Origin of the sequence: Kribbella sp. ALI-6-A (genome assembly GCF_001984195.1) — a bacterium.
GTDB lineage: Bacteria > Actinomycetota > Actinomycetes > Propionibacteriales > Kribbellaceae > Kribbella.
Genome location: NZ_MTQN01000012.1, coordinates 1118586 through 1129137, shown reverse-complemented (window position 1 = coordinate 1129137; position 10552 = coordinate 1118586). Strand labels below are relative to the sequence as shown.

Annotated in this window: 11 protein-coding genes; 10 read left to right on the top strand and 1 reads right to left on the bottom strand. The window is 69.5% G+C overall.

Annotation, left to right across the window (positions count from 1 at the left end; genetic code table 11):
- Position 1: 1 nt before the first annotated feature.
- The gene (locus tag BWI15_RS31875) at positions 2–790 is read right to left on the bottom strand and encodes a TIGR03084 family metal-binding protein (protein WP_077018223.1); all 789 of its coding nucleotides are present in this window, start codon (positions 788–790) and stop codon (positions 2–4) included.
- Between the two features lie 120 nt (positions 791–910).
- Between BWI15_RS31875 and BWI15_RS31870 the strand changes: the two genes are divergently transcribed.
- The 10 genes from BWI15_RS31870 (at position 911) to BWI15_RS31825 (ending at position 10515) form a co-directional block, all read left to right on the top strand.
- Entirely contained in the window at positions 911–1567 is a 657-nt protein-coding gene (locus BWI15_RS31870; protein ID WP_077018222.1) for a nucleotidyltransferase domain-containing protein, read from the top strand.
- Between the two features lie 47 nt (positions 1568–1614).
- Positions 1615–2529, top strand: a complete 915-nt coding sequence (locus BWI15_RS31865; protein WP_077018221.1) for an N-acetylglucosamine kinase — start codon at positions 1615–1617, stop codon at positions 2527–2529.
- A gap of 296 nt (positions 2530–2825) precedes the next feature.
- Positions 2826–3317, top strand: a complete 492-nt coding sequence (locus BWI15_RS31860) for a GIY-YIG nuclease family protein (protein ID WP_237771546.1) — start codon at positions 2826–2828, stop codon at positions 3315–3317.
- A gap of 183 nt (positions 3318–3500) precedes the next feature.
- Complete coding sequence (locus BWI15_RS31855; RefSeq protein ID WP_077018220.1) at positions 3501–4742, top strand: ABC transporter substrate-binding protein; 1242 nt, start codon at positions 3501–3503, stop codon at positions 4740–4742.
- A complete protein-coding gene (locus BWI15_RS31850) occupies positions 4743–5654 on the top strand; it encodes a carbohydrate ABC transporter permease (RefSeq protein ID WP_077018219.1) in 912 nt (303 codons plus the stop codon). It begins immediately after the preceding gene.
- Entirely contained in the window at positions 5651–6472 is an 822-nt protein-coding gene (locus BWI15_RS31845; RefSeq protein ID WP_077018218.1) for a carbohydrate ABC transporter permease, read from the top strand. The genes BWI15_RS31850 and BWI15_RS31845 overlap by 4 nt, the downstream gene beginning before the upstream one ends.
- Positions 6469–7371 carry a dihydrodipicolinate synthase family protein gene (locus tag BWI15_RS31840; protein WP_168197409.1) on the top strand — a complete coding sequence of 301 codons (903 nt, stop codon included), beginning with the start codon at positions 6469–6471 and terminating at the stop codon, positions 7369–7371. The genes BWI15_RS31845 and BWI15_RS31840 overlap by 4 nt, the downstream gene beginning before the upstream one ends.
- Before the next feature lie 3 nt (positions 7372–7374).
- Positions 7375–8052: a FadR/GntR family transcriptional regulator gene (locus BWI15_RS31835; RefSeq protein ID WP_077018216.1), complete on the top strand. Its 678-nt coding sequence runs from the start codon at positions 7375–7377 to the stop codon at positions 8050–8052.
- 79 nt (positions 8053–8131) lie between these two features.
- A complete protein-coding gene (locus tag BWI15_RS31830) occupies positions 8132–9301 on the top strand; it encodes a sialidase family protein (RefSeq protein ID WP_083751130.1) in 1170 nt (389 codons plus the stop codon).
- Positions 9298–10515 carry a galactose oxidase gene (locus BWI15_RS31825; RefSeq protein WP_077018215.1) on the top strand — a complete coding sequence of 406 codons (1218 nt, stop codon included), beginning with the start codon at positions 9298–9300 and terminating at the stop codon, positions 10513–10515. Before BWI15_RS31830 ends, BWI15_RS31825 begins: the two co-directional genes overlap by 4 nt.
- Positions 10516–10552: the final 37 nt, after the last annotated feature.

Below are 10552 nucleotides of genomic sequence, written 5' to 3'. Positions count from 1 at the left end.
CTCAGCCGAACTGACCCGCGACGCGGCCCTTGCCCGGCAGTCCGGCGAAGGCCTGGATGATGTCCAGCCACTGCTCGGCGTCGGCGCCGACCGCCTCGACCGCGAGGTCGTCGCGATGCCGGCGCTGGGTCGCGAGCAGGCAGAAGTCGAGCGCCGGACCGGTCACCCGCTGGCTCGCGGCCGGGTCGCCGTACGTCCAGGTCTGGCCGTCGGGGCCGGACAGTTCCACGTGGAACGGCTCCGCGGGCGGCGTCCGGTCGTGCAGCCGGTAGGAGAAGTCCCGCGTCCGGACGGCGAGGTGCGCGACGTGCCGCAGCCGGCTCGACGGCTGCCGGGTCACACCGAGCCCGTCGTGAATGTCCTGGCCGTGCGCCCAGGTCTCCATCAGCCGCGCGGTCGCCATCGAGGTGGCGCTCATCGGCGGCCCGAACCAGGCGATCTTCTCGCCGTCCGGGACCTGCTTCAACGCCTCGGCCAGCTCGGTGCGCGACTCCCGCCAGTACGGCAGCAGCTGCTCGGCCGGCAGCGCGGCTCCCTCGGCGGCGCCCTCGTCGACGTAGCTCGCCGGGTTGGCAGCGGCCTTGCGCAGCGTCTCCTGGAACGCGTCCTGATCGGTGATCGCGCTCAGCGCGGCCTCGTCGGTCCAGGCCAGGTGCGCGATCTGGTGCGCCACCGTCCAGCCCTCGGCCGGCGTCGGTGTCGTCCAGGCGTCGGCGGCGAGGCCGGCGACGAGCATGTCGAGTTCGGCGTTCTCGGCCCAGAGATCGGCCAGTACCTCGTCCAGATCCACCCGCCGAGCGTCCCACCGACCCAGAAAAGAATCAAGGGTGCTTGTTTTCCGATCAGCAGGTTCTTGCGATGTCACGGAAAGTAGGCGATTGATCACAATAGTCACTAGGGTGACCGCACTATGGACTTCGGCCGACCGATCGCCACCGTCGTACCGTCGCTGGACGGGGCGGTGCTGCAGGTGCTCGCGGGCGCCGATCGAGGTCTGTCCGGTCGGCAGGTGCACGCGCTGGCGGGCGTGGGCAGCGTCGCCGGCGTACGGCTGGTGCTGCAGCGGCTCACCTCGACCGGTTTGGTGCACGTCGCCGAGGCGGGCAACTCGCTGCTCTACACCCTCAACCGCAAGCACCTCGCGGCTCAGGCGGTCGAACTGCTGGCCGACTTACGGACGACGTTCGTCACCAGCCTGCGTGCCGAGCTGGCGACCTGGTCGTTGCCGCCTGTGCACGCCAGCCTGTACGGCGCGGCCGCGCGGGGCGACGGTGACTTGGACAGTGATGTGGACATCCTGCTGATCCGCCCGGACGAGGTTGCCGCCGACAACGACCAGTGGGAGCGGCAAGCCGCGGACCTGCTCCGCACGATCGTCGACATGACCGGCAACGCCACCCAGTTCTACGAGCTGAACCTGACCGAACTGACCGTCCAGGTGACCGCGAACGAGCCCATCGTCGACCGCTGGTGCGACGAGTCGGTGACTGTTTACGGGCCGGATCTCACCACTGTGCTGAGTCGCCTGCACACGACTCGTGAGTTGCTCTACACAACGTCCCGGTGAGTCCGTGGACTGCTGATGACCCGGCCGTCGGGGACGGTGGATCCGACATGATCAGCCTTGCGGTCGACGGCGGCCAGTCCACCCTCCGCCTTCGGGTTCTGCCCGACGGCCGGACCGGTAGCGGCCCCGGCTACCAGCACGGACCGAACAGCCTGGCCGCAACCATCGACGCGATCCAAACCGCCGTCACCGACGCGGGCGCCGCCGACCTGCTGCGCGGAGCCGGTCCTCGCCGCGGGCTCATCGACACGATCTGCCTCGGCCTCGCCGGCTTCCCGCCCGACCCGGTCGTCGCCCGCCAACTGGCCAAGGCCGTCGCCGAGCTGCTCCCGGCCCGGGAAATCCGTCTCACCCAGGACGTCGTCACCGCCCACGCCGGCGCCCTGGCCGGCAGCCACGGCGTAGTAGTTGCCGCTGGCACCGGCCTGGTCTGCCTGGCGATCGGCCCGGACGGCCGCCGCCACAAGGTCGACGGCCACGGCTACCTCTTCGGCGACGCCGGCAGCGCCTTCGCCATCGGCCGGGCCGGCCTGGTCGCCGTCCAACGATCCCGCGACGGCCGAGGCCCAGCAACCGCCCTCGCAACCGCCGCCCTCGACCCGGTCACCCTGTACGCCTCACCCACGCTGGTGTCCGACGTAGCCGCCTTCGCCCCCACCGTCTTCAAGTACGCCGCCACCGGCGACCAGGTCGCCCGAGCGATCATCACCCAAGCCGCCGCCGACATCGCCGAAACCATCACCACAGCCGTCAACGCGCTCCCCGGCCGCGACGCCGTCCCGGTCGCCCTCGTCGGCGGCGTCTTCGAAGCCGCGGGAGACCAACTTCTCGAACCCCTCCGCGCCGCACTCCCGCCGCAGGCCCGGCTGACACCACCCGCCGGCAACCCACTCGACGGCGCCGCACGCCTGACCACCGGCCCGCTCGGCCCGTACGCCGACCTCGTCGTGATCCACCGCTGAGAGGAAGAGAGGAAGAGAGGAAGAGAGGAAGAGAGGAAGAGAGGAAGAGAGGAAGAGAGGAAGAGAGGAAGAGAGGATAGCGGCGGTCGGCAACGGAAAGCTGCTTCGCAGCCAACCTCGATCCCTCACGCTGCGCATCGTCCGCGGTGAGTACTTTCCGTACACGTCAATCGTTCGAAAGTGACCACTCAGCCTGGTCCTCGGCTACACAGAGTGTTACCCCGACGGGGGACGCTGTGCTCCGACGGCGTCTGGGGAGGAAGCTCGAACGTGAACGTGCGCATTACGCCAACGCGTTGGCTGCTCTCGAAGCCAAGGGCGATCTCGAGGCTGCCGACCGGTTGCGGGCGGAGATGGGTGAGATCGAGAAGGCCATCGAGGACGTCGACTATCGCGCGGCCAACATCCGCGCCGGATACGTGTACGTCATCTCGAACCTGGGTGCCTTCGGTGAACGGATGGTCAAGGTCGGAATGACTCGGCGGCTGGAGCCGCTGGATCGGATCCGCGAGCTCTCGGACGCTTCCGTGCCGTTCAACTTCGACGTGCACGCCATTCACTTCTCGAACGACGCGGTGGGTGTCGAGGCAGAGATGCACCGACGGCTGGCGGACCGGCGGGTCAACCGGGTGAATCTGCGCAGGGAGTTCTTCTACGCGACACCTGCCGAGGTGCGGTCACTGTTGTCCGCTGTCGCCGGCGATCTGCTGGAGTTCACCGAATCGGCCGAGGCGTTCGAGTACCACCAGTCGGTCAACGAGTCCGGCAGCGAGCCCGTCGCGCCCTGAGTCGAGGGGCCCACGAACCGCCGGAGTCACGGCAGTGGGGCGCGGATCCGTCGACTCGCGGGCCGCCGTACTGGCGGCAGTAGGTGGCGAGGACCAGTTCGACCCGCTCGACTCGCAACCTGTTGACAGATATCAGATATCTGACTAATTTCGCCTGCATTCCCCTGGTGATGGAGGCGCGTGATGGGTGTTCGCAGGCGGCTGGTGGCCGCGATCAGCGGGTTCGGACTGCTTGCCGGCGTGGTCGCCTGCGGTGGCGACAGCGACTCCGGTGAGGCCAGTGGTGGTGGCACGCTCACGCTCTGGCAGTACTACGGCGACCCGAGCAGCCCGACCGGCAAGCCGCTCTACGACCTGATCAAGAAGTACGACGACGCGAAGCCCGACGTCACCGTCGACGTCCGCTTCATCCCGTACGACGACTTCAACCGCACCCTGCTCCAGTCGGCCGCGGCCAAGGAGCTGCCCGACGTCGCGCTGATCGGGGCGTTCGACACCGCCACGATGGCCTCGGCCGGCATCATCAGCGACCTCGGCGACCGGGTCGGGCCGTGGGGACAGCAGGACAAGTACTTCAAGACCAGTTGGGCGACGACGCAGGTCGAGGGCAAGACCTACGGCATCCCGCACGTCGCCGACGCGTACGCCGTCTACTACAACAAGCAGCTCCTCCAGCAGGCCGGCGTGAAGCCGCCGACCACCTGGGCGGAGATGGAGGCCACGGCCAAGAAGCTGACCGGCCAGGGCCGTACCGGTCTCGCGATCAGCGGTATCGAGGGCCCCGAGGGCGCGACCGTTCCGATCATCCGGATGCTCGCCGCCGGCGCCTCGATCGACAAGGTCGACACCCCGGAGGCCCGGTCCGGTCTCGACCAACTGACCCGGATGATCAAGGCCGGCTCGATCTCGCCCGGTGCGCTGACCTGGAACGAGGAGGACGCGAAGAACCAGTTCGCGAACGGCAAGGCCGCGATGATGATCAACTCCGCGACCTACGTGAACATCCTGCGCAAGGAGAACCCGAAGCTGCAGTGGGACGTCGCGCTGCTGCCCAAGGACAAGACCGGCCAGACCTTCCTGTCCGCCGAGAACCTGGCGATCGGTGCCACCAGCAAGAACCCGGACGGCGCCTGGGACCTGATCACCTGGTTGCAGCAGCCGGCCGAGCTGCAGGCCTACCTGCCGGTCCGCAACAAGCTTGCCGCACGCAACGACGTACCGGACGCCTCGAACGACCCGGTGCGCAAGGTGTTCGCCCAGCAGTTGGAGGAGGCGTGGGCGCCGGACGAGAAGCTGGCGCCGAAGTCGTCCGAGGTGATGACCCATCTGCAGGCTGCGCTGCAGGCGTCGGCGAGCGGTTCGGCCAGTCCCGAGGACGCCTTGAAGACCGCGCAGAAGGCGATCGACGAGTCGTTGGCCAAGTAGATGGCGATCACCGTGCCCCAGCAACGGGTGCTGAGCTCGCGGGCGCCGATCCGGCGGACCACGGCGGCGGAGTACCTGTTCGTCGTACCGGCGGTGCTGTTCGTCGGCTTCACCGTGCTCTACCCGCTCGCCTACAACGTCGTGCAGAGCTTCCAGAAGGTCGGCATCGCGCAGATCGTCAACGGCAACGCGAAGTTCGTCGGACTGGACAACTACGCCGACCAGCTCGGCCGGGCGGAGTTCTGGAAGTCGTTCGGGATCTCGCTGATCTACACCGGCGGCACGGTGCTGGTCACGTTCGTCGCCGGCCTCGCGCTGGCGCTGTTCTTCCACCGCGACTTCCCGGGCCGCAACGTGCTGCGCGCCCTGCTCCTGCTGGCCTGGGTGCTGCCGACCGTGGTCAGCGCGAACGTCTGGCGCTGGCTGCTCGACGGCACGTACGGCCTGCTCAACACGGTGCTCGGCACGGAGATCTTCTGGCTCGGCAAACCCGGTACGGCGATGGCCGCGGTGACACTCGCGTCGGCGTGGAGCTTCGCGCCGTTCGCGATGGTGCTGCTGCTCGCCGGGCTGCAGGGCATCTCGGGCACGCTCTACGAGGCGGCCCGGATCGACGGCGCCGGGCCGTGGGCGCAGTTCCGCCGGATCACGCTGCCGCTGCTCAAGCCGGTCAGCCTGACGACCGTGCTGCTCTGCTTCATCTCCACCTTCAAGACCTTCGACACCGTCTTCCTGATGACCCAGGGCGGACCGGGCGGCGCGACCGAGGTGCTGCCGGTCTACGCGTACAAGCTGGCCTTCAGCTTCTACAAGTTCGACGTCGCGGCGGTGGCCACCACGATGCTGCTCGTCGTACCGGTGGTGCTGTCGGTGTTCTACTTCCGCTCGTTGCGCAAGGAGGAGACCGCATGAGGCGCCGCTGGCCGATGACGGTCGCGGGGGTGCTGATCACCTTCGTCTACCTGCTCCCGGTCTACTGGATGCTCAACACGTCGTTCAAGAAGCCGGCCGACATCTTCGCGACCCCGCCGCAACTGATCCCGCTGGCCCCGACCCTGCGCTCGTACGCCGATGCCGCCTTCGGCAACCCGGCGATCGCCAAGGGCCTGGCCAACTCGGCCGTGATCGCGATCGGCACCACGCTGCTGACGATCGCGATCGCCGTGCCCGCGGCGTACGGGCTGGCGCGGTTGCGGCTGCGGTTAGTGTCGGTGTTCCTGATGCTGTTCCTGGTCGTCCAGATGGTGCCGGCGGTGAATCTCGCGCTGCCGATGTTCGCGATCTTCAGCGACCTCGGACTGGTGAACAGCTACGCGGGGCTGATCCTGGCGAACGCGTCGCTGGCGATCCCGCTCGGCATCGTGCTGCTGCGCCCGTACTTCCTGTCCGTGCCCGGCGAGATCCTCGAGGCGGCCAAGGTCGACGGCTGTACGACGTTCGGCGCGTTCACCCGGATCGCGCTGCCGATCAGCCGGCCCGGCCTGATCACGCTGGCGGTGATCAGTTTCCTCGGAGCCTGGGGCGAGTTCGTCTTCGGGCTCGCGCTGGCCGCCGACGAGAACCTGCAGCCGATCACCGTCGTCCTGGCCGGCCTCACCAACGCCTTCGGCACCCGGTGGAACGACCTGATGGCGGTCTCCGCCGTGGTCGCGCTGCCGGTGATCGCCGCGTTCGTTTTCCTCCAGCGCTACATCGTCGCCGGACTCACCGAAGGAGCGACCAAGAGTTGACCAGCACATTGGAGATCTGGGCGGCGACGCCGACCCCGTTCGGCCCGGACGGCGAGCTGTTCCTGCCGGTCGTCGCCGACCAGGGCAAGCACCTGCTCGCGCACGGCGTGCACGGCGCGTTCGTCGGCGGGACGTCGGGGGAGTTTCCCGCCCTGACGACCGGCGAGCGCAAGGCGTTGGTCGACGCCTGGGCCGCGGCGCGACCGGACGGACTCGCGCTCGGGACCCACGTAGGGCACAGCACGCTGGCCGAGGCACGGGAGTTGGCCGCGCACGCGCAGTCGGCCGGGGTGGACCTGATCGCGTCGGTCACGCCGTACTTCGGAGTGGCGAACACGCTCGAGACGGCGGTCGACTTCCTGGCCGCGGTCGCCGCGGAGGCGCCGACGACGCCGTTCCTCTACTACCACTTTCCCGGGATGACGGGTTCGCCGTACCGGCCGAGCGAGCTGGTCGCGCTGGCGGTCGAGCGGATTCCGAACTTCGCGGGCGTGAAGTTCACCCACGAGGATCTGCTCGAGTTCGACCGGACGCGGGCGGTGTCCTCGAAGGTGCGGGTGTACTTCGGCCGGGACGAACTGCTGCCTGCCGCGCTCGCGTTCGGTGCGGACGCGGTGATCGGCAGTCTCTACAACGCCCTTGCTCCGCAGGCCCACCAGGTCGCGGCCGCAATGGCGGCCGGTCGGCTCGCGGACGCCCTGATGCTGCACGAGCCGTTCCGGCAGGTCGCCGCGGAAGCGGGACGGTATGGAGGAGTCGGCTTCGTCAAGGAGTGGCTGAACGCGTGCGGCCCGGACACCGGCGTCGCCCGTACGCCGTGGGGACCGCTGCCGCCCGCGGCGCATGACACGATTGAGCGGCTCGCCGCGTCCTGGCGAGCAGTCACTCCGGAGGGATGAGTCGTGAGCAGGAGCCCGATCTACCGCGAAGCCCAGGTCAAGTTGCGCGACTTCATCAAGTCCCGCGGCCTGGGCCCGGGAGACCGGCTGCCTGCCGAGGCGGTGCTCGCCGCCGAGCTCGGGGTCAGCCGACTTTCGTTGCGTGAGGCAACAAGAAGTCTGCAGACCCTGGGCGTGATCGAGGCCCAGCACGGCAACGGCCTGTTCGTCTCGTCGTTCTCCTTCCGGCCGCTGATCGAGCAGCTCCCGTACGGCCTGGCCGTGCCCGGCATGGCGCTGGAGGAGATCCTCACCGCCCGCGAGGCGATGGAGGTCGGGCTGATGCCCGCCGTCGCCCGCGGGGCCGGCACCGACGAGCTCGCCGAGTGCGCCCGCCTGGCCGGGAAGATGGCCGAGCTGGAAGCCGCCGGCCAGGAGATCACCGAGGTGGACCGCGCGTTCCACCTCACGCTCTACAAGGGTTTGCAGAACCCGCTGGTCGACAACCTGATCGAGCTGTTCTGGGAGATCTTCGTCCGCCTCGGCGACGCGATCCCCGCCCCGGTCGAAGGCGGCCGGGCCGCCGTCCACCTCCGCATCGTCGAAGCCCTCCAGTCGGGGGACCCGCTCGACGCCGTCCAGCGCATGCAAGAACACTTCAACGACGTCCGGACCCGGGCCGCCATGCTCCGGGACGGCTGAAGAGTGCTGTGCCTCTCGGCGGGCGGAGCTTTGTCCGACGAGAGATCAGATATCAGACCTACGTTGTGAGGACACGCCCATGCAGCTCTCCCGTACCGTGCTACCCCTCGCCCTGGCCCTGACCCTCGCCACCACGCTCACCGCCGGCGCCAACCCTGCGGCCAAGGACCGCTGCCAGGAATCCGTCCCCTTCCGCTCCGGCGTCGCCGGCTACGCGTCGTACCGGATCCCGGCGGTCGTGAAGGCGGCCGACAACACCCTGCTCGCCTTCGCCGAAGGACGCCGTGGCGGCTCCTCCGACACCGGTGACATCGACATCGTGCTCCGCCACTCCACCGACGGCGGTTGCACCTGGGGACCCCAGCACGTCGTCACCGACCAGGGCCCGAACACGATCGGCAACCCGGCCCCGGTCGTCGACCCCGCCACCGGCGACGTCGTCCTGCTGAGCGTGCGCAACGGTCCCGTCACCGAGGCCCAGATCCTCCGCGGCGAGGCGAGCGCCGAGGACACTCGCCGGGTCTTCCTGCAACGCAGCACCGACGACGGCCGGACCTTCTCCGCCCCGACCGAGATCACCTCGTCGACCAAGCTGCCCGACTGGCGCTGGTACGCGACCACTCCCGGCCACGCGATCGCCCTGCGCTCCGGCCGCCTGCTCGTCCCCGCCAACCACTCGATCGCGCCACCGGCGGGCTCGACCGACACCGGCGCCGAGGCGAAGTACTACGGCGGCCACAGCCTCTACTCCGACGACGGCGGCCGCACCTGGCAGATCGGGTACGTCGACGACAACCCGAACAACTACGTCAACGTCAACGAGACCACCGCCGCCGAACTCCCTGACGGCCGGGTGTACTTCAACACCCGCGAGCACAACGGCACCGCCCCCGGCACCCGCGCCGACGCCTACTCCTCCGACGGCGGCAAGACGCTCGACAAGCCCTTCCGCCCGCAGGCCACGCTCGTCGGTCCCGTCGTCCAGGCCAGCGTGCTCTCCGTCGGCTCACTGCTCCTGTACTCCGGTCCCGCCGACCCCGCGGCCCGCGCCGCGATGACGATCCGGGTCAGCAAGGACCAGGGCGTCACCTGGCAGCCGTCCCTCGCGATCTCCGGCCTGCCCGCCGCGTACTCCGATCTGGTCGCGCTGGATCGCACCACCCTCGGCCTGCTGTACGAAACCGGCGACTTCGGCGCCAACGAGACCATCACGTTCCGCCGGATCCCGCTGAAGGACCTGGACCGATGACCGTGCTCAGTTCCACCCCCGCCCGCCGGAGTCTGCTCGCAGCCGGGCTCGCCGCCGCCTCCACCCCGCTCGTCGCCTCGGCCGCCCACGCCACACCCCCCGGGAGCGAGGGGTCTGGTGGCCTCCGCTCCTGGACGCGCCTGCCCGACCTCCCACCGAACCGCGTCGACTGGCATCCGGCCGTCCCGGTCTCCAAGCCGTACTGGGCCCAACTCGGCCTGGCCGGCCCGATCGCCGGTTCCCACCGCGGCCACCTCCTGGTCGGCGGCGGCGCCAACTTCCCCGAGCCCGCCCTCACCTCGAACCGCCCGACCACCCTCGGCAAGGTCTACTGGAACGAGCTCTTCACGCTGAAACCCGGCGCCACCCGCTGGTCCGACCCGGTCGAGCTGCCCGACGCGATCGGCTACTCCGCCTGCGTCAGTACGCCGTACGGCGTGGTCGTGGTCGGCGGCGAAGGCTACCGCGGCGGTCCGAACGGCACCGCGCTCGAGCCGGCGGAGAAGTTCGCCGACGTCTTCGTCCTGGACGCCAACGGCAACCGCCGCGACCTCCCGTCCCTGCCACGCCCGATGTCGTACGCCGTCGCAGGCCTCGTCGGCACCACCCTCTTCGTTGCCGAGGGCCCCGACTTCCTGGCCCTCGACTTCAGCAACCTCTCCCGAGGCTGGATCGCCCTGCCACCCTGGCCCGGCCCACCCCGCACCGTCGCCGTCGGCACCGCCGCCCAGGGCCGCTTCCACCTGATCAGCGGCCGCTCCCAAGCCGCCGACAAGTCCTGGCGCTTCCACACCGACGCGTACGCCTACGACCCCCGCCGATCCACCTGGACCCGCCTCCCCGACCTCCCCTTCTGCGTCACCGCCGGCCAGGCCCACCCCACCCGCAACGGCCTGATGGTCCTCGGCGGGGACAAGGACCTCACCCGCTGGAACAAGATCCAGCACCACACGGCCCTCCGCGACGCCGCGCCGCCCGGTTCCCCCACCTGGACCGAGCACAACAACGTCATCACCTGGACCTACGACCACCACACCGGCTTCAACTCCGAGATCCTCCACTACGCCGCCAACCGATGGACCGTCACCGGGCACTTCCCCGGCCCGCCGCAGGTCACCACCCCAGCCGTCCCCCACGCCAACGGCCTGGTCATTCCCACAGGTGAAATCCGCCCGGGCGTCCGCACCTCGGCGGCGTGGCGCCTCCGCCTATGACCTGATGGGATGTGCTCTCCCAACCGCGCCCAACTGC

Excerpts from the sequence above, each read along its gene's own strand:
- BWI15_RS31870 (WP_077018222.1), top strand. The coding sequence starts at position 911 with ATGGACTTCGGCCGACCGATCGCCACCGTCGTACCGTCGCTGGACGGG.
- BWI15_RS31865 (WP_077018221.1), top strand. The coding sequence starts at position 1,615 with ATGATCAGCCTTGCGGTCGACGGCGGCCAGTCCACCCTCCGCCTTCGG.
- BWI15_RS31855 (WP_077018220.1), top strand. The coding sequence starts at position 3,501 with ATGGGTGTTCGCAGGCGGCTGGTGGCCGCGATCAGCGGGTTCGGACTG.
- BWI15_RS31850 (WP_077018219.1), top strand. The coding sequence starts at position 4,743 with ATGGCGATCACCGTGCCCCAGCAACGGGTGCTGAGCTCGCGGGCGCCG.
- BWI15_RS31845 (WP_077018218.1), top strand. The coding sequence starts at position 5,651 with ATGAGGCGCCGCTGGCCGATGACGGTCGCGGGGGTGCTGATCACCTTC.
- BWI15_RS31830 (WP_083751130.1), top strand. The coding sequence starts at position 8,132 with ATGCAGCTCTCCCGTACCGTGCTACCCCTCGCCCTGGCCCTGACCCTC.
- BWI15_RS31825 (WP_077018215.1), top strand. The coding sequence starts at position 9,298 with ATGACCGTGCTCAGTTCCACCCCCGCCCGCCGGAGTCTGCTCGCAGCC.